This is a genomic window from Alcaligenes sp. SJTW-7 (genome assembly GCF_047716895.1).
Taxonomy (GTDB): Bacteria; Pseudomonadota; Gammaproteobacteria; order Burkholderiales; family Burkholderiaceae_B; genus Alcaligenes; species Alcaligenes ammonioxydans.
On the sequence record NZ_CP136682.1, the window covers coordinates 2,697,539 to 2,722,093 of the forward strand.

Sequence of the window (24,555 nt, forward strand, 5' to 3'; positions counted from 1 at the left end):
GGCCTACAAATATTGAGGCACCACACAGCCTTTATGCTCGATGTGGTGTGCGAACTCGTCGCGGAAATGCTTAACGAAACTGCGCACCGGCATGGCAGCAGCATCACCCAGGGCGCAAATGGTGCGCCCCATGATGTTATGTGCGATGTCGTCGAGCATGTCCAGATCTTCCGGACGACCTTGACCGTTCTCGATACGATGCACCATACGCCACAACCAGCCTGTGCCTTCCCGGCACGGCGTACACTGGCCGCAACTTTCGTGATAGTAAAAATAGGACAGACGCAGCAGGGACTTGACCATGCAACGTGTCTCATCCATCACAATGACGGCACCCGATCCCAACATGGAACCCGCCTTGGCAATCGAGTCGTAGTCCAGATTGGTGGCCATCATGATGTCAGCCGGCAAAACAGGCGAACTGGACCCACCCGGGATCACCGCCTTCAGTTTGCGACCATCACGCATGCCGCCAGCCAATTCCAGCAAGGTGGCAAACGGTGTCCCCAGAGGCACTTCGTAGTTACCGGGACGCTCTACGTCACCGGTAATGGAGAAGATCTTGGTACCGCCAGCGTTGGGGATACCTACTTCCAGGTATTCCTGACCACTGTTGCGCAAAATCCAGGGAACGGCCGCAAAGGTTTCGGTGTTATTGATGGTCGTTGGCTTGCCATACAGACCAAAGCTGGCGGGAAAGGGAGGTTTGAAACGGGGCTGACCCTTCTTGCCTTCCAGAGACTCCAGCAAAGCGGTTTCTTCACCGCAAATGTAGGCGCCATAACCGTGGAACGCATGCAGCTGAAAGCTGAAGTCCGAACCCAGGATCTTGTCACCCAGGAAACCGGCCGCACGGGCCTGCTCCAGCGCTTCTTCAAAACGCTGATAAATTTCGAAGACCTCACCGTGGATGTAGTTATAGCCAACGGTAATGCCCATGGCATAAGCCGCAATAGCCATGCCTTCGATCACGATATGCGGGTTGAAACGCAAAATGTCGCGGTCTTTGAAAGTACCTGGCTCGCCCTCGTCCGAGTTGCAGACCAGGTACTTCTGGCCTGGCAGGCTGCGGGGCATGAAGCTCCACTTCAGACCCGACGGGAAACCTGCGCCACCACGACCGCGCAAGGCCGAGGTCTTGACCTCTGCGATCACGTCTTCAGGCTTCATGCCGGTGGTCAGCACCTTGCGCAAGGCTTCGTAGCCACCGCGCTTGACGTAATCTTCCAGGCCCCAGTTATCGCCATTCAAGCCAGCCAGAATCTGCGGCTGGATGTGACGATCATGAAAAATCATGCTGCGCGACAGGTCGCCACCAGGGTTGGGTTCCAGTCCCTGTGCGAACTTGCGCAGAATGTCCGGTGCAATCATGCCGATTCTCCGTATGTCTTCAATTCTTCGAGCATGGCATCAATGCGCTCGGCTTCCATGCGCACGCACATGTGCTGATTGTTCAGCAACATGACGGGCGAATCACCACATGAACCCATGCACTCCCCCATGATCAGGGAGAACTGGCCATCTGCCGTGGTTTCACCGTAATCGATACCCAGCTTCTCTTTCAGGTACTCGCCGGCCTTGACGCCATCACGCAGCGCACAGGGCAAGTTGGTGCAAACGGAAATGGTGACGCGGCCAACGGGTTTGGTGTGGAACATGTTGTAGAAGGTCGCAACCTCCTGCACGGCAATAGGCTCCACGCCAATGTATTGGGCAACATCCTCGATAATTTCTGGCGATACCCAGCCTTTTTCCTGCTGGGCGATGGCCAGAGAGGCCATGATGGCAGAGCGACGTTGATCTGCCGGGAACTTGCTCAGTTCCTTATCTATCTGTTGGTAGGCTTTTTCGGAAAGCAACATAATTCGGTTCCGTTTTTCCAGGCGCGACCTTAACGGTCGATCTCGCCAAACACAATGTCCTGCGTGCCGATGATCGTGACCGCGTCGGCAATCATGTGACCGCGGCTCATTTCATCGAGGGCCTGCAAGTGGACGAAGCCCGGAGCACGGATCTTCATGCGGTAAGGCTTGTTACCACCGTCAGATACCAGATAAATGCCAAACTCGCCCTTGGGATGCTCCACACCGGCATACACTTCGCCAGTAGGCACGTGCATACCTTCGGAGAACAGTTTGAAATGGTGGATCAAATCCTCCATCCCGGTTTTCATGCGTTCGCGCGAGGGTGGCGCCACTTTGTGGTTATCCGTGATGACAGGGCCGGGATTGTTGCGCAGCCACTGGACACACTGACGGATGATGCGATTGCTCTCGCGCATTTCAGCGATACGAACCAGATAGCGGTCGTAAGAGTCACCGTTGCGACCCACGGGAATATCAAATTCGACGCGATCGTACACTTCATAGGGCTGCATCTTGCGCAGATCCCACTCCACGCCCGAACCACGCAGCATGGGGCCGGTAAAGCCCAGCGCCTTGGCACGATCGGGATCGACCACGCCCACACCCACCAGCCGCTGCTTCCAGATACGGTTATCCGTCAGCAGGGTCTCGTACTCGTCCACACAGGCTGGGAAGCGATTGGTGAAGTCCTCAATGAAGTCCAGCAGCGAACCCGAACGGGCTTCGTTCATGGCCTTCAATTCTTTGTCGGAACGGTACTTATTGGCCTTGTACTGAGGCATCGTGCCGGGCAAGTCGCGGTACACACCACCTGGACGGTAGTAAGCGGCGTGCAACCGAGCGCCAGAGACTGCTTCATAGCAGTCCATCAGATCTTCGCGTTCGCGGAAAGCGTACAGGAACACCGCCATCGCACCCACGTCCAGCGCATGCGAACCGACCGACATCAGGTGGTTCAGAATGCGGGTGATTTCGTCAAACATGACGCGGATGTACTGAGCGCGCAAAGGAACCTCTACGCCCACCAGACGTTCCACGGCCATGCAGTAGGCGTGTTCGTTAACCATCATGGACACGTAGTCCAGACGATCCATGTAAGGCAGGGTTTGCAGGAAAGTGCGGTGCTCGGCCAGCTTCTCGGTGGCGCGGTGCAACAGACCAATATGGGGGTCGGCACGCTGAATAACTTCGCCGTCCAACTCGAGCACCAAACGCAACACGCCGTGCGCAGCCGGGTGCTGAGGACCAAAGTTCAGGGTGTAGTTTTGAATTTCTGCCATGATGCTTATCGCCCAATTCCGTAATCATCCTCGCGCACCACTCGCGGCGTGATCTCACGCGGCTCAATGGTGACGGGCTGGTAAATGACCCGCTTCTGCTCGGTGTCATAGCGCATTTCGACGTAACCGGAGATGGGGAAGTCTTTGCGGAACGGGTGACCGATAAAACCATAGTCGGTCAGAATGCGACGCAGATCAGGGTGGTTCTCGAAAATAATGCCGTACAGGTCGAACGCCTCGCGCTCGAACCAGTTCACCGAAGGCCAGACCTCGAACAGGGTCGGCAATGTTGGAAAATCATCGTTGGGCACAAAGCAGCGCACACGCAGGCGCCAATTGTGCTTCAAGGACATCAGGTGCAGCACAACGGCAAAGCGATGAGGGAACTGACCCGCAGCCGCCTGATAGGTAGGCGCTTTCCAGGCGGAGTAATCAATCCCGCACAGGTCAATACAGGTTTCAAAGCGCAAATCAGCATGGTCGCGCAGCAAGGTGCAGGTATCAACCCACGCATCAGCCGGCACTTCCAAAGTGAGCTCATTGCGCGCTTGCGTCAACGCAGCCTGCTCGCCCAGGATGGAGAGCAGGTTGGTTTTTAAAGTTTCTAGCCGTGTCATAGTCTTGTTTAGCCTGTTCTAACCGTTCAGCGTGCGATGGTATTGGTCAAGCGGATCTTGTTCTGCATTTGCAGCAAGCCGTAAACCAAGGCTTCAGCGGTCGGAGGACAGCCCGGCACATACACGTCCACCGGAACGATGCGATCACAACCGCGCACAACCGAATAGGAGTAGTGGTAGTAGCCGCCACCATTGGCACAGGAGCCCATGGATACGACCCAGCGTGGCTCGGCCATCTGGTCGTACACCTTGCGCAAGGCAGGCGCCATCTTGTTGCACAGGGTACCCGCCACAATCATCAAGTCAGACTGACGTGGGCTGGGACGGAAAATAATGCCAAATTGGTCCAGGTCATAACGAGCCGCACCAGCGTGCATCATTTCCACTGCACAACAGGCCAGACCAAATGTCATGGGCCACATAGACCCTGTTTTTGCCCAGTTCAGAAACTTGTCTGCACTGGTCGTCACAAAACCTTCTTTGAGAATGCCGTCGATAGCCATAGTAGTTGCCTTTTGCCGGATCAGAGCCAGGGAAGACCCGGCCTGTCCTGTTGCTGACCAAACCCGCTGTCATCAAGACGCATCCTCGTGCCCCTTATGCCCAGCAGCAGACGCGAAAACCCTCAGGCGGGTTCTCTGTGGATGGGTTACTCCCAGTCCAGAGCGCCTTTTTTCCATTCGTAGATAAAACCGACCGTCAAAACGGCCAGAAACGCCATAACGGTCCAGAAACCAACCAGGCCTACTGTTCCATTGGCCATGGCCCAGGGAAACAGAAAAGCGATTTCCAGATCGAACATGATGAACAGAATCGCGATCAGGTAGTAACGGATATCCACCTTCATGCGCGAATCGCCGAATGCTTCAAAACCGCATTCGTAAGGAGAGAGCTTTTCAGCATCGGGCCGGTTGGGACCGAGCACTCGACCGACCAAAAGTAGCGCCAGGCCAATCCCAGTGGCAACGATGATAAATAGCAAAACGGGAAAGTACTCTTGCAGGTTCATGCAAAGCATCCAATCGCAGTAAATAAACTCTTGGATTGTAGCATTTTGAGAGCACAGTTTTGGGGGATAACCCCAAAGCATTACATCTATGCGCGGGTGTTGCACCCACGCCGCAAAAACCGTCAGCTACCTGACCAAAAACCCTTCAACTATTGATTATTTATTCTATTAAGGGTTGCGATTTAAGATCATGATTACCCATCTTACTCCGTTTTGTAAGGAAAATGTCAGCAATTAGGCATTAGAAAACAAATTTTCCTTATTAATTTGTAAGCAAGAAGAACACAGCAGATGCCTGTCGGCCCCAAAAGCTCCACTCCAACATCCAGCACAAAATACACTCAAGCCCGATATAGCCCGGCATGCACACCCAAAGCTTTCGGCCAGCCCAAAACCTGCCGTCTACGCATATCCTTCCACACATCCAAACTCGCAGCCGCAGCTCAAACCTACCGCAGCCGGCAACCGACTTCCCATGCGCGCACCCTCCTACAAACCAGCAATAAAAAAGCCATCCCGAAGGATGGCTTTTTTTACTTCTGCAGTTCAGGCAAGTCCTAAGACCTGCCCTTCGCAACGCGTAGACATGCTACGCGAAACGATTAGAACTGGTGACGCAGACCAACGCCGACCAGAGTCGACTTGCCGTCTGGCAAGAAGTGAACGTTCTTGGCGTAGGAACCAATTGCGTACACGTTGGTGCGCTTGCTCAGTGGGTGGCTGTAACCCAGGCTGAAAGTGTGCTGTTTCTTCATTTCCCACGAAGCACCGGTGTTAGCCAATGCGTCTGGAGCCGAACGAGGATCAGCCATCGTCCAGGAACCCATCACAGTACCGGCACCAACTGGAGCGGACAAGCCGACCAGGTAGGTGTTAACTTTCAGGCCTTTCAGGTTGCTGGTGTCAATGCCAACACCGCTGAAGGACTGAGCTTCGAACAGACCGTCACGAGTTTGACCGAAAGCCAAGTGAGCTTTCACAACTTCAAAGTCGTAGCTACCGCCGATGTTCCAGGACTTGACAGTGTCGCCGCCAGTCACAGGAGCACCAACTGCAGCGCGGTTTTCACGAGTCTTGTACTGATCGTATGTCAGAGCAACACCGATAGGGCCGTTAGCGTAACGCAGACCGGTAGTGATACCGCGCTGGTTGCGCTCCAGACCATCTTCAGGGCTTACGCTGTTGGTGATCTTGTACTCTTCAGGACCATTGGTGTTGAAGGAGTAACCAACGCCGAACTGGAAGCCGGAGAAGTTAGGGGTTTGGTACATGACCATGTTGTCGTAACGAACGGTGTTAGCAGCTGTGAAAGCAGCACCGATGTTAGCTTGGTCGAAACCACCGCCGAATGGATCGGCTACGCCTGGCAGGTACTTGGAGGCGATGTTAGTTTGACGACCGAAGTCCAGTTGACCCCAGCTGTCACCAGCCAGACCCAAAGTGGCTTGACGACCGAACAGACGGTCACCTTGCTTGTGGGTACCGGTACCCAGATCGAAACCGCTTTCCAGAACGAACACAGCACGCAGGCCATCACCCAGATCTTCAGAACCCTTCAGGCCCCAACGGTTGCCGGACTGGATGCCATTGATCATGCCGGTTTTCTTCTGGCTGATAGACTCCATACCATCACGGTTAGAAGCATAAGAATCAACACCTTTGAACTTCTGGTAACCGATACCACCGTCCAGAATACCGTACAGGGTGACAGACGTTTCTGCGTGTGCGACGCCAGCGAAGCCGGCCATCAGAGCAGCAGCGAGCAGAGTCTTTTTCATGTAAGAAATCTCCGTAGATTTGAGTAAATCAGAGCAGCCCAACTACAACAGTGCTGCTGCTCTTTCTAACTCCGCGATGGGAAGTTAACGTTATTGCATCAAAATTCCCGTCGCTTGACTACGAAAGCCTTCGGAAACGTGAATCTTTGTGCACAGGCTGTTGGCTATACACAACAAAAACCTGTTTAAAGAGGCTTTCCTGGCCGCTTTGAGTGAAGGCGACAATTAGCGGGCTAAGCCGGAAATCATCTTAAGAACTTGCTTTAAGTCCTTACAGCAATGCATCGCCAATACTGGATTCTGACAAAATAGAGCCGACCCCGCCAGAAAGCGCAACCACCCACCCACGCCCCCATCACCTCTCCAGCAAAGCCTCCATCCAAGACATCGGGTTTTCAGCTTTTCCATAATGCGGGAATTTTTACGAGGGCCAGCCTGACCGCTATCAAATGAGCCAGGAAAGCGGTGAGACGAGTCCAAATCGCTCCACATTCCACACCCTCACCCCCACCGCACCGACAGCCTGGCGTCAAAAAAAGCAAAAAAAAACCTGTCCTTTTCAGGATCAGGTTTTATTTCAAAGCCGCACAAGCGCACAGCTTTTTGTTTGGTGCCGACGACGAGACTCGAACTCGTACAGCTTTCGCCACTACCCCCTCAAGATAGCGTGTCTACCAATTCCACCACGTCGGCAAGCAATCAAGACAGCGATATTAGCACGATAAAAGTGAGACTGTCAGCACAAAACAGCCTAAAACACTTAAAAAACCCGGTACTGGGGCATATTTCACACAATCAGCCATAAACAACAAAGCCCGCCTTGAGGGCGGGCTTTGTCTGCTTACTTTTCAAACTGCCTTGTGATCTTTCCAGCCTCTTATAGAGAGAGACCAAATGCTCACAAGCCAGTCGCATTTACTTGGCCGCAGGAGTCGCGGGCACTTCCTGACTTTCCGAAGCTGCTGGAGGCACAGCCGCCGGTACGGAGGCTGCAGGCGCGGGCGCTGGAACTGAGGCTGCCCCCGTTGGAGCCGCACCCGGCACAGAGGATTCGTAACCTTGCATCACACCTGCGTCTGCCTTTTGCGCAGGATGGTGAGCCACCCATGCCAAACCGCCAGTAGAAGCAAAAAAGACGATAGCCGCCCATTTCGTCATACGCGACAGGAAGTTGGCCGCACCCGCAGCGCCAAAAACGCTACCTGCGGAACCACCACCAAAAGCAGATCCCATATCTGCGCCCTTACCCTGCTGCAACAGAACCAGACCAATAATCAACAGCGAGGAGATAACCTGCACCGCCATCAGAACGGAAGACATCCAATCTTGCATTTAAAGACTCCAGACCCTTTAAGCGGCCACAATACGTAAAAATTCTTGCGCATCCAAAGATGCACCACCCACCAAGGCACCATCAATATCCGGCATGGCAAATAGCTCAGCGGCGTTATCCGCCTTCACACTGCCACCATACAAAATGCGCACCTGATCCGATTCCATATAGGCACGAATCTGTTGGTGCATTTGCTGCGCTTGCTGCGGCGAAGCCGTCAGACCCGTGCCAATAGCCCACACGGGCTCATAAGCCAACACCAGACGAGACACGATCTGCGCGCCCAGCGCTTTAATCGGTTCGAGCTGGTCTTGTACCACGCAGACCTCCTGCCCTGCCTGGCGATCAGCTAACTGCTCACCAACACAGACTATCGGCGTCACGCCCGCATCCAAGGCAGCCAACACCTTGGCCGCAACCTGAGCGCTACTTTCCTGATGATACTGCCGACGCTCAGAATGCCCGACAATGACCCAGCGGCAACCGATATCGGCCAGCATCGCTGCCGAAATTTCCCCGGTGTAAGCTCCCTTGGCATGAACACTCACATCCTGAGCACCGACAGCAATAGCCGATCCTTTCAGGATACTCACCGCCTGAGGCAAATACACGTAAGGAACGCATACAAGCACATCACACTCTGCCTGCATCTCAGGCCGAACAAGCAGTTCTTGCAGCAGACGGCTGTTGCCATCAAGCGAGCCATTTAATTTCCAATTGCCCGCAACCAGTCGTTTACGCGAAGAATGTACGCTCATTGCTCCCTTGATGCCAGTCAGAAAGTTACACCAACGCCTACAAATCAAGGCGCAGCTAACCGGCTATTGTAGCGCGAGCCAATCCTTTACGCGCATCTTTAGCTGAAAATTCCTTTCTTCAGCGCTAGAAAACGGGTGGCCGTGCCACCCTTTGCTGCTTTTAGGGAACAAGAATGATCTTGCCAACCTGCTCACCCGCCTCCATCATGGCGTGCGCCTCACTGGCTTTCTCCAGGGGGAAAGTAGCGTGAATCAACGGTCGTACCCGCCCGGCCTCGAGCAAAGGCCAGACATGCGTCCTCAGGGCCCGCGCCAACTGGGCCTTGAACGTAACGGGCCGAGAACGCAGGGTAGAGCCGGTAATCGTCAGGCGTCGGCGCAAAATCTCACCACAATTAATGGTCGCCTTCACGCCACCCAACATCGCAATAATGACGATGCGGCCATCGTCCGCCAAGCAAGCCAGATCGCGATTGATATAGTCACCGGCGACCATATCCAAAATCACATCTACGCCACGGCCTTCTGTTTTGCCTTTAATGACTTCTTCGTAAACCTGTGTTTTGTAGTTGATACCAATTCCGCCGAGACGATTGATGGCTTGCACACGCTCATCGCTGCCCGCCGTGGCATAAACCTTATGCCCTAGCGCCACAGCAAGCTGAATGGCGGTGGTTCCAATACCACTTGCTCCACCGTGAACCAGCAAGGTTTCGCCTGCGCTTAACTGCCCACGCTCAAATACATTGCTCCAGACTGTAAAAAAGGTCTCGGGCAAACCGGCCGCCTCCAGCACACTGAAGCCGGCGGGCACCGGCAAACACTGCTCTACCGGGACCACGCAGTACTCGGCATAGCCGCCACCGCTTACCAGCGCACACACCCGATCACCTATCTTGAACTCACTACCCTGCAGATCGCCGGACACGATTTCACCCGCTACTTCAAGCCCTGGAATATCAGAAGCCCCAGCAGGTGGCGGATAGGCGCCGGCACGTTGCAACACATCAGGCCGATTGACACCCGCCGCCAACACCTTGACCAATACCTCCCCGGCACCCGCCTGCGGCATCGGTCGCTCGCCAATTCGCAATACTTCTGGTTTTCCAAACTCGGTAATTTCCACTGCTCGCATGCCTGCTCCCTGTGATATCTCTACTATTTGCTTATCGCGGCCCGGATAGAAAACACCATGCGGCCACCATACCTGCTGCAATCTATCATATGCGCCGCTACAGGTGCCCGGCTTCGTAGAGGAAAACCGATTATTTCCATGACGTTGGCGAATTTATACGTTACACTTTAAGGCTTTCCTGGCCGCGGTGCTTAAAGGCACTAGTATGCGTCCAGTAAAAGTGCGATTGATAGGAAGCGTGCCAGAGCGGTTGAATGGACCGGTCTTGAAAACCGGCGATGGGGTAACCCATCCGTGAGTTCGAATCTCACCGCTTCCGCCATCAACTCCCGCTGCATCCATGGCGGAATTGGTAGACGCAAGGGACTTAAAATCCCTCGATCCTTGATCGTGCCGGTTCGATTCCGGCTGGATGCACCATATATTCTCGATAGTGGCGGATATCTTCGCCCGCGATAAAAGCATCCGTTTTTATTCGCTCATGGCCTCTGTCCAGTCATAAAAAACCCGCCCTAAAGCGGGTTTTTTTATGTCGACTCCCGGCCGAAAGCCAAGCCTGCGATGCAGGCACTTAGCAAGCACTACTTCAAGCAGCAGCCGCTCACCCCCAATGTCCTCCCCTGCCCGCATCGTACACACCAAGGCTGGCCCTTGCTAAGCCCCATGCAATACAGGCACAACAAAAAGCAGGGATGCCGCCAGCAACCTCCCACTAACTGCTACTGCTACTGCATCAATAATGTAGTCACCCAGACTTCCGGCACTGCACAGCACGTGCTGCCTTTGCTCTGTCTTACAGATGGCCGGGCACAAAAAAACCCGCCTTTGAGCGGGTTTTTCTTTCACCAAACAGCAGACTCTATCAAGAAGCAGCAGGAGCAGCCGGGCCGCCTTGAGCTTCAATGCCACCAATAGCCTTGATCGACAGACGCAGACGACCTTTCTCATCAGCCTCAATGATCTTGACCTTCACAATCTGGCCGACTTTCAGTACGTCATTGATATTGGCAATACGGTAGTTGGCAATCTCAGAGATATGCAGCAAACCGTCACGACCTGGCAGAACCTGAACGATCGCACCAAAATCCAGCAAGCGCATCACTGGGCCTTCGTATTCCTGACCCACTTCAACTTCAGCCGTCAGTTCTTTGATACGACGCTCCGCTTCGCGAGCCTTGTCCAGATCAGCGCTGGCGATGGTAATCGTACCGTCGTCCGAAATATCGATCTGCGTGCCCGTCTCTTCGGTCAGAGCGCGGATGGTGGCACCACCCTTACCAATCACGTCACGAATCTTCTCGGGGTTGATCTTCACGGTCAACATGCGAGGAGCAAATTCGGACATCTCGGTACGGGAACCGTCGATGGACTCTTTCATCTTGCCCAGGATGTGCATACGGCCTTCATGGGCCTGAGCCAATGCAACCTGCATGATTTCCTTGGTAATGCCCTGGATCTTGATGTCCATCTGCAAAGCAGTAATACCTTTCTCGGTACCGGCCACCTTGAAGTCCATATCACCCAGGTGATCCTCGTCGCCCAGAATGTCGGTCAGTACGGCAAACTTGTTGCCTTCCTTGATCAGACCCATGGCCACACCCGCCACGTGATCTTGCACCGGAACACCCGCATCCATCATGGACAGAGAGCCACCGCACACGGACGCCATAGAAGACGAACCGTTGGATTCGGTGATCTCGGACACCACGCGGATGGAGTACTGGAAATCCTCAGCTGCTGGCAGCAAAGGGGTCAGAGCACGTTTGGCCAGACGACCGTGACCAATCTCACGACGCTTGGGGGCACCGAAACGGCCGGCTTCGCCGGTAGCGAAAGGAGGCATGTTGTAGTGCATCATGAAGCGATCGCGGTACTCACCCATGATCGAGTCAATAATTTGCTCATCTTGCTTGGTGCCCAGCGTCGTCACCACCAAAGCCTGGGTTTCGCCACGCGTAAACAAGGCGCTACCGTGAGCACGAGGCAATACGCCCAAACGGATGCTGATAGGACGAACAGTGCGGGTATCGCGACCGTCAATACGGGACTCGCCACTCAAGATGCGCGAGCGCACAATCTTGCTTTCCAGATCAAACAGCATGTTTTCAACAGCCACCATGTCAGGCTGTTCCTGACCGTTAGCCTCTGCTTGAGCCAGAACGGTTTCTTTGGCGTGGGCGTATACCGCGCGAAGCTGCTCCGTGCGAGCCTGTTTTTCACGCGTTTGATACGCTTGCTTCAAACCTTCCTCGGCAGCGGCGCTAACCGAAGCCAATAGGCTTTCGTTGACAGCAGCCGGCTGCCAATCCCACTCGGGCTTACCTGCTTCCTCAACCAACTCATGAATGCAGTTGATGGCAGCTTGCATTTGCTCATGAGCAAACACCACACCGCCCAGCATGACTTCCTCAGACAATTGCTTGGCTTCGGACTCAACCATCAAGACAGCTTGTTCGGTACCGGCAACCACCAGATCCAGATCCGAAGACTTCAGCTGAGTGGCCGATGGATTCAGCACATACTGACCATCGATGTAACCAACGCGCGCCGCGCCCACCGGACCATTGAAAGGAATACCCGAGATGGCCAGAGCAGCGGACGCGCCAATCATGGCAGCGATGTCTGGGTCAATTTCAGGGTTGACCGATACGGTGTGAATGATGACCTGAACTTCGTTGTAGAAGCCCTCGGGGAAAAGAGGACGCAAGGGGCGATCGATCAGGCGGGAGATCAGGATCTCGCGCTCGGACTGACGACCTTCACGCTTGAAAAAACCACCGGGAATTTTGCCGGCAGAGTAGGTTTTTTCAACGTAATCCACGGTCAAAGGAAAAAAGTCCTGACCGGCTTTCGCTTTGCTGGCGCCCACAACGGTGGCCAGCACAACAGTATCTTCGATGGAAACCAGCACGGCACCTGACGCCTGACGTGCGATTTCTCCGGTTTCCAGCACAACGGTGTGCTCACCGTACTGGAAAGACTTGGTGACTTTATTGAACATTAGGAGAATCCTTACAATAAAAAAACCGTGCACACAGCGAAACCAGTTCGCCGAATGCACGGTTGTTTAGCGGGGAGCCAGCCCCGGTATCACTTACGCAGACCGAGTTTTTCGATCAAAGCACGGTAAGCGTCTGGATTACGACCTTTCAGGTAATCCAGCAATTTGCGACGACGGCTAACCATGCGCAACAGACCACGACGGGAGTGGTGATCTTTGTTGTGAGCCTTGAAGTGGCCGGTCAATTCGTTGATGCGAGCGGTCAGCAAAGCCACTTGCACTTCTGGGGAGCCTGTATCGCCTTGTTTACGCTGAAACTCGGAAACGATATCGACTTTTTTGATATCTGCAACTGCCATTTTATATAGCCTCTAAGACTTGCGTTAGGACCGAGGTGCCCTAACGTGTTGAAAATGAAATTGAGTACACCGGCCCAACGGGCCCGTGCAAGCAAACGATTATAACGAAAAACCAGGATCAGCGTTAAGCATTTCGCCTTGCGCCTCCACTGAAGCCGACAACTTTAGTTGTTTCCACGCCGTAGTCGCGCCAAGGCACGGGCACGACGCCAACGCCAGGCCATCACAAACCATCCCGACAGCCCGTACAGGCAGAACAGACCAAACAGAAAGACGGGCGGATCGGTCGACACAAATACAAAGACCAGCACAAACAGCAACATGCCCCAAAATGGAACGCTGCGGCTGATGGCAAAGGACTTGCCGCTATAAAACGGCGCGTTGGATACCATGGCCAGGCCGGCGTAAATAGTCAGACCAAAGGCTACCCAGGGGATCACATTGACTTGCAGCGACAATTTATTGTCCACGGCCAGCCAGACAAAACCGGCTACCAGCGCGGCGGCGGCCGGACTGGGTAGACCTTGAAAGAAACGCTTGTCGACCACTTCAATATTGGTGTTGAAACGAGCCAGACGCAAGGCGCCACCCGCCACATAGATAAAGGCGGCCAACCATCCCCAGCGTCCCAAGCCCTGCATGGCCCAAACATACATGACCAGCGCAGGAGCCGCACCAAAAGAGATCATGTCTGCCATGGAGTCATACTGCTCGCCAAAAGCAGACTGCGTATTGGTCAGCCGAGCAACCCGCCCATCCATCCCATCGAACACCAAGGCCAGGAAAATGGCGATGGCCGCCGCTTCAAAGCGACCGTTCATCGCTTGCACAACGGCATAAAAGCCCGCAAACAAATTGGCGGTGGTAAAGGCGTTGGGCAAAAGATAGATGCTACGCCGACGACGGGTTTCATCATTGAGCAAATTGGGCATAATTTATGCTTTAAGAGTTGTTGCTAAAGACTGAACACTCGAATGTAGCATTGTCCACAAGGCTACAGAGCGCAAATAGTTCAAGCAAATATAAGCCAGGACAAGCAAAAAAGACCGAGAGGCCTGCGACCAGGGCGTTCGCGAAGAACGAGTAGATTTTATCGAACTCGCTTGCGCAGCACGCTGACAAGGACGCGATGCTCACAGCAAGAGCACTGCATTTTATCGCGCAGTCATCAATACAGCCACAAGACAAGGACACAACGCGGGTATGCCTCCCTTGGCCTGGGCAGCCGCGCTGCGCGCCCAACGCGTCCTGCAATAAAAAAACCGGCTGACGCCGCGAGACGTCAGCCGGTTCAGGTTCAAGACCAGAGCAGACTAGGCGCCTGCCCCGATATCAAACTTAGTTCTTGGACTTATCGACCAATTTGTTGGCCGCAATCCAAGGCATCATGGAGCGCAGCTTGCTACCCACTTGCTCAATCTGCGATTCGGCATTGATACGACGACGCGAGATCAAGGTAGGAGCGCCGGCGGCGTTTTCCAGGATGAAGTTCTTGGCATAAACGCCGGTCTGGATGTCTTCCAGGCACTTGCGCATAGCCTTGCGGGTTTCTTCGGTAACAATCTTCGGACCGGTCTCGTACTCGCCGTATTCAGCGTTGTTGGAGATCGAGTAGTTCATGTTGGCGATACCGCCTTCGTAGATCAGGTCCACGATCAGCTTGAGCTCGTGCAAGCACTCGAAGTAAGCCATTTCAGGCGCGTAACCCGCTTCTACCAGCGTATCGAAGCCTGCTTTGATCAGCTCAACTGCACCGCCGCACAGAACAGCCTGTTCACCGAACAAGTCGGTTTCGGTTTCTTCGCGGAAGTTGGTTTCGATGATACCGGCACGACCACCGCCGTTAGCCGATGCGTAGGACAGAGCCACGTCGCGAGCAGCGCCGGTCTTGTCCTGGTAAACAGCGATCAGGTGAGGAACGCCGCCGCCTTGGCTGTAGGTGCCACGAACCGTGTGACCAGGAGCCTTGGGAGCAATCATGATGACGTCGATATCGTCACGGGGCACAACCTGGCCGTAGTGAACGTTAAAGCCGTGAGCAAATGCCAGAGCGGCGCCAGGCTTGATGTTCTCGGCAACCTGGTTGCGGTAAACCTCAGCAATGTTTTCGTCGGGCAACAAGATCATGACGACGTCAGCGCTCTTGACGGCTTCGGCCACTTCCTGAACTTTCAGGCCAGCGTTCTCGGCTTTGCTCCAGGAAGCGCCGCCTTTGCGCAGACCCACAACCACATTCACGCCGGACTCGTGCAGGTTCAGGGCGTGGGCGTGGCCTTGCGAACCGTAGCCGATGATGGCAACGGTCTTGCCTTTGATCAGGGAAAGATCACAATCCTTGTCGTAGAAAACTTTCATTTCAGGTGCTCCAAATTTAATAATTTCGCTTAAACAGCAATTCGAGAATGGCCGCTCATGCAGCAGCGGCACAAAAAGGACCTTGACTCATTACTTTCAGAACGGGGACACCGGCGTCTACACAGCACCAAACTGTGCATACCCTTTATAAGGCGCTGCCGTGAACGGCAGCCCCTTGAATAAAAGCGGTCATTCTGTCCTGAAAGAGCCTTGGCTTACAGCTTTAAGACACGCTCGCCACGGCTGACACCAGAGACCCCGGTGCGCACTGTTTCAAGAATGGCCGTGCGATCCAGCGCATTAATGAAAGCAGCAATTTTGTCTTGAACACCGGTCAGTTCGATGGTGTATGTCTTGTCCGTCACATCGATGATGCGGCCACGGAAAATATCCGCCATGCGCTTCATCTCTTCACGTTCCTTGCCGACAGCCCGCACCTTGATGAGCATCAGTTCACGCTCGATGTGAGGGCCTTCGGACAGATCCACCACCTTGACCACGTCAACCAGACGGTTCAAGTGCTTGGTGATCTGCTCGATGACGTCGTCCGCCCCTCGCGTCACGATGGTCATGCGAGACAGGGTGTCGTCCTCGGTAGGAGCAACTGTCAAGGTCTCGATGTTATAGCCACGAGCCGAAAACAGGCCAACCACACGGGACAGTGCGCCGGGCTCGTTTTCCAGAAGGATAGAAATGACGTGTTTCATGATTCTCTCCTTACAGATCGTCAGGGCCCAAGAGCATTTCTGTCAGGCCACGGCCTGCTTTCACCATCGGGAACACGTTTTCGGTTTGGTCCGTGATGAAGTTCAGAAATACCAGGCGGTCTTTGTGCGTGGTGAAGGCTTCGCGAATAGCGGGGACCACATCGGCTGGCTTGTCGATTTCCAGACCCACGTGACCGTAGCTTTCCACCAGTTTGACAAAGTCAGGCAATGCATCCACGTAGGACTCGGAATAGCGCGAGCCGTAATCGATCTGTTGCCACTGGCGCACCATGCCCAGATAACGATTGTTCAGACAAAGAATCTTGGGACTCAAGCGGTACTGTTTACACGTAGACAGTTCCTGGATATTCATCTGGATGGAGCCTTCACCGGTAATGACGGCAACATCCTGGCCTGGATTGGCCATCTGCACACCCATTGCGTAAGGCAAGCCCACGCCCATCGTGCCCAGGCCACCGGAATTGATCCAGCGACGAGGCTTATTGAATTTGTAGTACTGCGCCGCCCACATCTGGTGCTGACCCACATCGGAAGTCACGAATGCGTTGCCGCCCGTCACTTCCCACAGGGATTCCACCACAAATTGCGGCTTGATCAGTTCGTCCGACTTGGCGTAGGCCAGCGAGTTCTTGCCCCGCCAGACATTGATCTGCTTCCACCAGTCGTTCAGGGAAGGCTGGTGCTGCGATTCCTGACGGCTTTGCGCATACAGCTCATTGAACTCGGTCAGCACGTCTTTGACACAGCCCACAATCGGCACATCCACTTTCACGCGCTTGGAGATCACGGAAGGATCAATATCGATATGAATGATCTTGCGCGGATTCTGACCGAAATGACGGGTATTGCCGATCACGCGGTCATCAAACCGCGCACCGACAGCGACCAGCACGTCGCAATGCTGCATGGTCATGTTGGCTTCATAGGTACCGTGCATGCCGGGCATGCCGATGTACTGGTCGGCCGTGCCGGGATAGGCACCCAGACCCATCAAGGTCGTGGTGCAGGGTGCGCCACTGAGCTTGACCAGGTCATTGAGTTCGCTTTCTGCATTACCCAGCACCACGCCACCACCCACGTAGATCAGCGGGCGCTCGGCGCTGTTGAGAATCTGGACAGCCTTTTTGATTTGCCCCTGATGGCCCTTGGTCACCGGCGCATAGGAGCGCATCTTGACCTCGCCACGCTTGGGCGTGTACTTGCACGTTGCGGTCGTAATATCTTTGGGGATATCAATCAGCACGGGGCCTGGACGGCCGGTAGTGGCAATAAAGAATGCCTTGCGAATGGTATCGGCCAGATCACGGACATCGCGCACCAGAAAGTTGTGCTTGACGCAGGGACGGGTAATGCCAATGGCATCACATTCCTGGAAAGCATCTTCGCCAATGGCCTGCGTGCTGACCTGACCACTGATGATGACCATCGGAATGGAATCCAGGTACGCGGTCGCAATACCGGTCACGGCATTGGTGACGCCCGGGCCACTGGTTACCAGTGCCACGCCAACTTTCTGGGACGAACGGGAATAGGCATCCGCAGCATGAACAGCGGCCTGTTCATGACGCACAAGAATGTGCTGGAAGCGGTCCTGCTTGAAGATTGCGTCGTAAATATAGAGAACGGCACCACCCGGGTATCCGAAAACGTGTTCTACGCCTTCGTCCGCGAGCGTGCGCACAACAATATCTGCGCCATTTAATTCAGACATGAGTTTTCCTTTCAGTCTTGCTCTGCAATATCGATCGACCACGACGGTCCGAGCTTGAACCGATGTCAGCAACATGATCTGGCGCTTCATGGTCCACAGGACCACACCACCCAGACACATTACCGTCCGGCCTGCACTCTTCGACACCCAGTGCGTGCACACAAAAACGTATGCGTTAGCTTGAAACGGAAGTCCTGGCATCCCACGCTTGTGACGCGGCCAGCAACAAAGTTTTTAGGCGCAAAAAACCGGGCGGATGGCCCGGTTAACAGTGCCTCGCTACAATTTGCTCGGATACGGAGCAAAAACACCTGGTTACTTTACCTTGCCTGCACAAAGCGAGCAACTGTGATTGTTGGTAAAGTGCAAAAAAACAGGCTTAAAGCGGGCATACGTAAAACGATATACTGTCTACCTATGACGAGCTGTCCGGGTATTTTATGGCATCGCCCATTCCACAATTAAAACAATTCCTGTATAGCCACTACTTTTTCGGTGGACTGCGCCAGTCCATCGGGGTACTGCTGCCGGTCATTATTTTGGGCCGGTTTTTTGGTCACTATGACATCGGGGTCATTGCGTCCATGGGCGCGACCTGCGTTGCCATCATTGACCAGCCCGGCGGCCCGCGCCGCTACCGCAACAATGAAATGCTCGGCGGTATTGCCTTGGGCACGGTCACCGTGGGCCTGACCGGCTTAGCCTCCAGTTCCCCTTTGCTGCTGGTGCTGTGCGTCCCCTTGCTCTGCTTTCTGTACAGCATGTTTTCTGTCTTTGGTCGCCGCGGCGGGCTGATCGGTTTTGCTGCCCTGCTGCTGATGACCTTGACGATGCGCTTTCCCATGCAGCCTCATGAAGTGCTGGCGCACACCCTTTACTCGTTTGCCGGCGGCCTGTCCTATTATCTGTTCAGCACGCTGTTTCGACGCTTGTTCTGGTATCGGGAAGAACGTCAGACTCTGGCTGTTGCACTGTTTGCCACCGCTGAGTACATGGAAGCCCGATCACAGTTCTATGACTCCAGCTCGGATCTGGACGCTTGCTATCGGCGGCTGATCAACCTTCAATCCAATATGACCGAAAAGCATCAGGCGGCCCGCGATGTGGTACTGCGCGAACTGCCACGCGGTCATGGGCGGGGAGATCATCACCGCAAGGCGTTGCTGACCATCTTTCTGAACATGGTCAGCATTCTGGACTCGCTGGTTGCCACGTACACCGACTACACCGTCCTGCGCCGCCAGCTTTCCGACAGCGATTTTATGGTTTTTGCGCGTGACGGCTTGCACAAGCTGTCGCTGGATATTGGCCGCATCGCCATGAATGTTTCACGCAGCGCTCGCACAACCCGTCGCTCCAGCGTCAAAGCGGAAATCCGCGCCATGGAATACGAGCTGGAGAAATACAAACGTCAGGGTATGTCTCAATCCGACCCCGAAACGTATGCCCTGTTAGTCCAGGTGCTGCGCCGCATGCGCAACCTGAACCGGATCGTCGACAGCATGGCCAGCCTGTCACACAGAGCCAGCCAGAATCTTCCGGTCGACCAGTACCTGAACAAATCACTCAGCCGCATGCTGTCGCGCGAAGAGCTGCGTCTGGGCATGCTGACCAGTAATCTCAAGCTGAAGTCCTCGCACTTCCGCTATGCAGCACGCGTCAGCATCGCCTCCATCGTGGCCCTGGGAATTGGTGCTCTTAGCGCTCACTTCCAAAGCGAACTGGGCCTGGTCAGTGCCCTGACCGCTCACAGTTACTGGATCATCCTGACAATTCTGGTGATCATGAAACCGGGCTTTGCCATCACCCGTCAACGTAATGGCTGGCGGCTGTTTGGCACGATACTGGGCTGTGCGGCGGCCTTTCTGCTGCTCAAGCTCACCGATAACCGTGAGCTGTATCTGATTGCCATGTTGCTGGCCTATCTGCTTGGCAACAGTCTGGTTCAATTGAACTTCTTGTTATCCGCCCTGTTCAATACCATTTTTGTCATTCTGTCCTTCCAGTTCCTGTCTACAGGCGGCTCTTTCATTATTGGAGAGCGCCTGGTCGATACGCTGATCGGTTGCGGCATTGCCATGGCGGCCAGTTACTTGCTCCCGAACTGGGAATCCACGGCTATGACGGGCCTGGCACGCGCAGCCTTGGCCGCCAATAAAGAGTTCTGGCGGGCCGGTCTGGAGTTCGCTCGCCTGAGTCGTCTGCACAACCAGAACCTCAGAAATGATAAAGCGGGCGAACCCACGATGACAGAGGCTCAGAAAGCTCAGGTGGATCTGGATTTGATGGAAGCCGACACCGCCTGGCAGGTGGCGAACAAGAATGTTCACATTGCCTTCAGCAACTTTGCCTCAGCCTTCTATCGCATGATGGACGAACCTGTCAGCCGACAAGCCAATGTGTCCCTGCTGAACAATCTGCTGATTCAGAACCATGTGCTGGCCTCGCAGATCAGCGCCGCGGCCCCGCTTCTGGCTAATTTGAGCCAGATTCCGCCAGGCATCCAAAACGCTCTGGATGCGATTGGTGCACTCATCAACGATCAGGATGCAGACCCGCCCGCCTCCATCGAAACGGAAGGCGAACTGGCCATGCTGGCCTACCCAATCCGTCAAATGAGCAAGGCAGCCCAGTTGATTCGCCAGGATATGAGAGGGCTGGAATACAGTGCTGGCCCACAGCTGCCACCCGAGCGCAAGCAGGAGCTGAACCAGCAAGGGGCTTGATGACCATGCCCCGCTTACCTAAGGAACTCACTGTCAGAGCCGAATAAACAAAAGCACAGAGCACAAAGCACAAAGCACAAAGCACAAAGCACAAGAGCATAGGGCGCGAAGCCCTCATCTGGTCGCAGCACTAAAAAGAAAAAGGCAAGGCGCAATACATGGCCTTGCCTTTCCTTTTCATCTCTGCAACACCGCTGATCCGCTAACGAGCTGCCCCTACGGCGCAAGCCATAAATCTATCTGCGCATCAAGCCTTGGCGTCCTGCTCGGAGCGACGAAACACCAGCTTGTCCTCGCTGGAGAGCTCAGGCTGGAACACATAGCCTTCACGATCAAAGGCCTTCAAAGCCTCTACCGTTTGAACACGATTATCAATCACAAAGCGGGCCATCAAACCACGCGCTTTCTTGGCATAAAAACTGATGATCTTCCAGACGCCATTCTTCTCGTCCTGGAAAACACACTGCACCACGCGAGCTCGCAGGGATTTTTGATCCACCGCCTTGAAATACTCTTCCGACGCAAGGTTCAAGACAACAGGATCAGCATCACCTTCCTGACGCTCGTTCAGATAATTGGCAATACGGCTTCCCCAATAAGCGTACAAATTCGCACCACCGGGATTCTTCAAACGAGTGCCCATTTCCAAACGATAGGGCCGCATCAAGTCCAAAGGACGCAAGGCTCCATAAAGCCCACTCAAGATCACGATGTGATCCTGAGCCCACTTGAGTTCCTTGTCCGACAAATCCGTGGCAGCCAAGCCCTCATACACATCGCCGTTAAACGCCAAAATAGCCTGTCGTGCGTTGGAGCGGTCAAACTTGGGCTCCCACTCCTGATAGCGCTGAACGTTCAGGCGTGCCAGATCGTCACTCAGCTTCATCAGGCCCGCTATATCCTCTTCGGACTGAGTGCGCAAAATATCAATCAAGCCTTGCGCCTGCTCCACAAACAAGGGTTGGGTTTCCAGCTGTGTACGTACAGGAGAATCGTAATCCAGCTTCTTGGCTGGCGAGAGCAATAACAACATGCGCCTATATCCTTTCTAACCAAACAGATAAAGGGAGCCCCCTTTATCTGCCATGAACAAAAAACGCGCTGACCGCGATTAACGCGCCGTCCAGCCACCATCCAGGCTGAGCGTCGTCCCCGTCATCTGATCTGCAGCAGCCGAACACAGGAACACCGCCGCCCCACCCAATTGCTCGGGCGTCACAAACTGCAGGGAAGGCTGCTTCTCTGCCAGCAACTCGCGAGCAGCGGCTTCAATATCCATGCCTTTTTGCTGACTGATGGCCTCAATCTGCTTTTCCACCAGCGGTGTGCGGACCCACCCGGGACAAATCGCATTGCACGTAATGCCCTTGCCGGCATTTTCCAGCGCCGTCACTTTGGTCAGCCCAACAACGCCATGCTTGGCCGCCACATACGCCGACTTATTCACCGAGGCCACCAAACCATGGGCCGAAGCGATATTGATGATACGTCCCCACCCCTGCTTTTGCATGATGGGCAAGGCAGCAGCCGTACCATGAAAGACAGCAGACAGGTTCAGCGCAATAATGGCGTTCCATTTGTCGACAGGAAAGTCCTCAATGGTTGCTGTGTACTGGATGCCAGCGTTATTGACCAGAATATCCAGGCCACCCAGGGCTTGCGCGGCCTTGGCAACAAAGTCACGTGTCGCCTGGGCGTCACTCAGGTCCGCATTCAGATAATAGGCGTGGATGCCGAATCTGGACTCCAGAGAACTGCGCTCGCGCTCGATATCTTCAGGCTGACCAAAACCGTTGATCACCACATCCGCACCTGCTTTTGCCAATTCGGTGGCCATGGCCAGACCAATACCACTGGTCGATCCCGTTACGATCGCTTTTTTACCTTTCAGCATAGATACCTCGTGAGTATGGACAACAGAGAACTGAAACCTCAAGTGTACTCGCCGCTCTGCATGGCCGGACAAGACGTCAGGAGAGTTTTGTCCGAGCTGAGCGCCCACCCCGCGGGGCGACAGATAGCCCCGTAACACCGGAGTAATCTGTGCTCACGTGGGCATCGACACAGGTCATGTCTGCCCAATCGGAACGGAGAACCCGCGTTTCGGCAGGCAATTGCCCGTCAGACAGCCATACGTTTCCCACTTTAACGCCGCAACATGACAGGCAACTGGCCAACAAAACCGACAAGGCAAATAGAAAACAAAAAAGCCCTTGAATAATCAAGGGCTTTTAAAATTCTAAGTGGCGGACAGGGTGGGATTCGAACCCACGGTACGCTTGCACGTACGCCTGATTTCGAGTCTTGCCACATATAAAGCCAAGCAAATAAATCCCTTATTTATCAATACCCTCTGGCGCCATCCGTTTTCCATTTACTAGCAAATGCCTTGGTTTTATGCCTCTTATAGTCACAAAAAAGTCACAACCACTAAGCTCCCACACGACTCATATATAGCCCGCCCTAGAGCGGGCTTTTTTGCGTCCGCGCTCTTTACGCGAGGACGGCCCTTTTCTATTTCCGACACAGCCGCACCCACGTCTCGGCCTCCGTCTCAACATATCGCAGCACCCGAATCGGCGTGACATCAATCTCAGCATCTGAGCGCCACTGAAACGGACGCTGTGCAGCAGCGCAATAACTACCGCCCTTTGGTGTCGCGCATCCGCTGACGAGCGCGATTACGCACAGCATCATCATCCAGGCGCTCAATCGTTTCAGCTGCATCACGTCCTACCTCCACGGCAGACAGATCCGCCTTTGTTTGTTGCTGCCTTGCCTGTGCCCTGCCCTGGCGCCGTCCGACCTGCAGCAGCGCCAGTGCGGCCAAGATCAGGCCGCCCAGTAGACCCAGCCAGCCTGCCACCTTTCCCCATAGTGCTTTAAACAATGGCGGCTCCTGTCTTAATGGCTTCCGCTCCAGATGCGCCTAAGAATCGCGCACGGTCTGCAGCACGACGACGACGCAGGCCCAGCAGTACCTTGCCGCCTGACTTGTTCCAGCGCGGGAATTGCTCAGCAGCACCGGCCTGGTCGCCGGCATTGAACAAGCGGACCAGCGTGGAACCTTGAAATGCTTCCACGCCGATGTTGTAGGCCAGATCCACCATGGCATCGAGCTGGGCCTGGGTCGCAGGACGGGTCAGTGCGTTCAGAACACCAGGCACGAACTCATGGGCCAGCCGGCGCTGCAGACGTTGGTCGGCCTCAGCCTGAGTGATGCGCAGGCCCTGACCGACGTCAGGCCCGGTGTCGCCCCAGCCGATGGTCCACACCTTGCCGTCGGCATCCCAGTAGGCTTCCAGCCGGCAGCTCTCGAAATACCGCAGGATGGCCAGGCCGTCGGCGGACATGCCCGTCGGTGAAGCCTTCTGTGGCTCTGGTGTGGCCTGCTCTGCTTTCTGTGGCCGAAAAAAAAGGGCCAGAAGGCCCGAGATAAGACTCAACAACAATTTCATTCTGTTTTTCCTCCAATGGCGCCTTCGCGCAGTTCAGTCATTACTTCGAACAGGTCAGCCTTGCGCCGCTTGTCGAAAAAGTTAAAAGCCCAGCGCACAACAGCCCAGCCCGGCAGCCCACATGCGAACGCTAATCCAAGCATGGCCACCAGACCTACCGGGTTGTTCGCCCAGTGGTGCAGCTCGTAGTGCTGAATCACCGCGGCCCCGCCTGAGATCGAGGCCACCACCGTGCTGATCACCCCCACAATCCATTCGGACTGCGTGCGCGGCCGCAGAATACACATCACCACCAGCGTAGCCAAGCCTGCCCCGATGGCACCCATGCCTGCTATTCCTCCCATCGCCTTCCAGACGGCCAAACCAGCCGCCGATGTTCCCGTGCTTGTCGGTTCCAAGTCCTTCCCCTTGTGTAATACGGTCGGCATGGCTGTCTCCCGTG

General features: G+C 54.8%; 22 protein-coding genes and 3 tRNA genes. 3 read left to right on the forward strand and 22 right to left on the reverse strand.

Annotation, left to right across the window (positions count from 1 at the left end; genetic code table 11):
- Nucleotides 1-3: 3 nt before the first annotated feature.
- The 11 genes from nuoF to RSQ48_RS12165 form a co-directional block, all read right to left on the reverse strand.
- On the reverse strand, nt 4-1,371 hold the full coding sequence (nuoF, locus tag RSQ48_RS12115; RefSeq protein WP_003801054.1) for an NADH-quinone oxidoreductase subunit NuoF: 1,368 nt from the start codon (nt 1,369-1,371) through the stop codon (nt 4-6).
- Nucleotides 1,368-1,862 (reverse strand): NADH-quinone oxidoreductase subunit NuoE, encoded by a 495-nt coding sequence (nuoE, locus tag RSQ48_RS12120; RefSeq protein WP_003801055.1) that lies wholly within the window; start codon nt 1,860-1,862, stop codon nt 1,368-1,370. Before nuoE ends, nuoF begins: the two co-directional genes overlap by 4 nt.
- A gap of 29 nt (nt 1,863-1,891) precedes the next feature.
- The gene (locus RSQ48_RS12125; RefSeq protein ID WP_003801056.1) at nt 1,892-3,145 is read right to left on the reverse strand and encodes an NADH-quinone oxidoreductase subunit D; all 1,254 of its coding nucleotides are present in this window, start codon (nt 3,143-3,145) and stop codon (nt 1,892-1,894) included.
- 5 nt (nt 3,146-3,150) lie between these two features.
- Nucleotides 3,151-3,762: an NADH-quinone oxidoreductase subunit C gene (locus RSQ48_RS12130; protein ID WP_003801057.1), complete on the reverse strand. Its 612-nt coding sequence runs from the start codon at nt 3,760-3,762 to the stop codon at nt 3,151-3,153.
- Between the two features lie 26 nt (nt 3,763-3,788).
- Nucleotides 3,789-4,265, reverse strand: coding sequence for a NuoB/complex I 20 kDa subunit family protein (locus RSQ48_RS12135; RefSeq protein ID WP_003801059.1), 477 nt, complete (start codon nt 4,263-4,265; stop codon nt 3,789-3,791).
- Nucleotides 4,266-4,411: 146 nt separating this feature from the next.
- Nucleotides 4,412-4,771 (reverse strand): NADH-quinone oxidoreductase subunit A, encoded by a 360-nt coding sequence (locus RSQ48_RS12140; RefSeq protein WP_003801061.1) that lies wholly within the window; start codon nt 4,769-4,771, stop codon nt 4,412-4,414.
- Between the two features lie 602 nt (nt 4,772-5,373).
- The gene (locus RSQ48_RS12145) at nt 5,374-6,549 is read right to left on the reverse strand and encodes a porin (RefSeq protein WP_059318018.1); all 1,176 of its coding nucleotides are present in this window, start codon (nt 6,547-6,549) and stop codon (nt 5,374-5,376) included.
- Between the two features lie 608 nt (nt 6,550-7,157).
- A tRNA-Leu gene (locus RSQ48_RS12150) sits at nt 7,158-7,242 on the reverse strand.
- A 222-nt stretch (nt 7,243-7,464) separates the two neighbouring features.
- Nucleotides 7,465-7,881, reverse strand: a complete 417-nt coding sequence (gene secG / locus RSQ48_RS12155) for a preprotein translocase subunit SecG (protein ID WP_003801063.1) — start codon at nt 7,879-7,881, stop codon at nt 7,465-7,467.
- Nucleotides 7,882-7,899: 18 nt separating this feature from the next.
- The gene (gene tpiA, locus RSQ48_RS12160) at nt 7,900-8,640 is read right to left on the reverse strand and encodes a triose-phosphate isomerase (protein ID WP_059318019.1); all 741 of its coding nucleotides are present in this window, start codon (nt 8,638-8,640) and stop codon (nt 7,900-7,902) included.
- Between the two features lie 160 nt (nt 8,641-8,800).
- The gene (locus RSQ48_RS12165) at nt 8,801-9,775 is read right to left on the reverse strand and encodes an NAD(P)H-quinone oxidoreductase (protein ID WP_003801065.1); all 975 of its coding nucleotides are present in this window, start codon (nt 9,773-9,775) and stop codon (nt 8,801-8,803) included.
- Between the two features lie 232 nt (nt 9,776-10,007).
- On the opposite strand from RSQ48_RS12165, the gene RSQ48_RS12170 reads away from it, so the two are divergent.
- A tRNA-Ser gene (locus tag RSQ48_RS12170) sits at nt 10,008-10,097 on the forward strand.
- Between the two features lie 12 nt (nt 10,098-10,109).
- A tRNA-Leu gene (locus tag RSQ48_RS12175) sits at nt 10,110-10,195 on the forward strand.
- 442 nt (nt 10,196-10,637) lie between these two features.
- Here the strand turns inward: RSQ48_RS12175 and pnp are convergent.
- The 6 genes from pnp to ilvB form a co-directional block, all read right to left on the reverse strand.
- Nucleotides 10,638-12,776, reverse strand: coding sequence for a polyribonucleotide nucleotidyltransferase (gene pnp, locus RSQ48_RS12180; protein WP_003801066.1), 2,139 nt, complete (start codon nt 12,774-12,776; stop codon nt 10,638-10,640).
- Between the two features lie 89 nt (nt 12,777-12,865).
- On the reverse strand, nt 12,866-13,135 hold the full coding sequence (rpsO, locus tag RSQ48_RS12185) for a 30S ribosomal protein S15 (protein WP_003801068.1): 270 nt from the start codon (nt 13,133-13,135) through the stop codon (nt 12,866-12,868).
- Nucleotides 13,136-13,299: 164 nt separating this feature from the next.
- Entirely contained in the window at nt 13,300-14,067 is a 768-nt protein-coding gene (gene pssA, locus RSQ48_RS12190) for a CDP-diacylglycerol--serine O-phosphatidyltransferase (RefSeq protein ID WP_003801070.1), read from the reverse strand.
- Nucleotides 14,068-14,473: 406 nt separating this feature from the next.
- The gene (ilvC, locus tag RSQ48_RS12195; RefSeq protein ID WP_003801073.1) at nt 14,474-15,490 is read right to left on the reverse strand and encodes a ketol-acid reductoisomerase; all 1,017 of its coding nucleotides are present in this window, start codon (nt 15,488-15,490) and stop codon (nt 14,474-14,476) included.
- Between the two features lie 215 nt (nt 15,491-15,705).
- Nucleotides 15,706-16,197 carry an acetolactate synthase small subunit gene (ilvN, locus tag RSQ48_RS12200; RefSeq protein ID WP_003801075.1) on the reverse strand — a complete coding sequence of 164 codons (492 nt, stop codon included), beginning with the start codon at nt 16,195-16,197 and terminating at the stop codon, nt 15,706-15,708.
- A 10-nt stretch (nt 16,198-16,207) separates the two neighbouring features.
- Nucleotides 16,208-17,929 carry a biosynthetic-type acetolactate synthase large subunit gene (gene ilvB / locus RSQ48_RS12205; protein ID WP_003801077.1) on the reverse strand — a complete coding sequence of 574 codons (1,722 nt, stop codon included), beginning with the start codon at nt 17,927-17,929 and terminating at the stop codon, nt 16,208-16,210.
- Nucleotides 17,930-18,369: 440 nt separating this feature from the next.
- Between ilvB and RSQ48_RS12210 the strand changes: the two genes are divergently transcribed.
- A complete protein-coding gene (locus tag RSQ48_RS12210; protein WP_003801079.1) occupies nt 18,370-20,655 on the forward strand; it encodes an FUSC family protein in 2,286 nt (761 codons plus the stop codon).
- A 247-nt stretch (nt 20,656-20,902) separates the two neighbouring features.
- Here RSQ48_RS12210 and yaaA read toward each other — a convergent pair whose 3' ends face one another.
- The 5 genes from yaaA to RSQ48_RS12235 all read right to left on the reverse strand — a co-directional run bounded on the left by yaaA (nt 20,903) and on the right by RSQ48_RS12235 (nt 24,541).
- Entirely contained in the window at nt 20,903-21,688 is a 786-nt protein-coding gene (yaaA, locus tag RSQ48_RS12215; protein ID WP_003801081.1) for a peroxide stress protein YaaA, read from the reverse strand.
- A gap of 78 nt (nt 21,689-21,766) precedes the next feature.
- The gene (locus RSQ48_RS12220; protein WP_003801083.1) at nt 21,767-22,549 is read right to left on the reverse strand and encodes a 3-hydroxybutyrate dehydrogenase; all 783 of its coding nucleotides are present in this window, start codon (nt 22,547-22,549) and stop codon (nt 21,767-21,769) included.
- A gap of 747 nt (nt 22,550-23,296) precedes the next feature.
- Nucleotides 23,297-23,545 carry a hypothetical protein gene (locus RSQ48_RS12225; protein ID WP_240209450.1) on the reverse strand — a complete coding sequence of 83 codons (249 nt, stop codon included), beginning with the start codon at nt 23,543-23,545 and terminating at the stop codon, nt 23,297-23,299.
- On the reverse strand, nt 23,538-24,113 hold the full coding sequence (locus RSQ48_RS12230) for a lysozyme (protein WP_240209451.1): 576 nt from the start codon (nt 24,111-24,113) through the stop codon (nt 23,538-23,540). The genes RSQ48_RS12225 and RSQ48_RS12230 overlap by 8 nt, the downstream gene beginning before the upstream one ends.
- Nucleotides 24,110-24,541 carry a hypothetical protein gene (locus RSQ48_RS12235; RefSeq protein WP_415301836.1) on the reverse strand — a complete coding sequence of 144 codons (432 nt, stop codon included), beginning with the start codon at nt 24,539-24,541 and terminating at the stop codon, nt 24,110-24,112. Before RSQ48_RS12235 ends, RSQ48_RS12230 begins: the two co-directional genes overlap by 4 nt.
- Nucleotides 24,542-24,555: the final 14 nt, after the last annotated feature.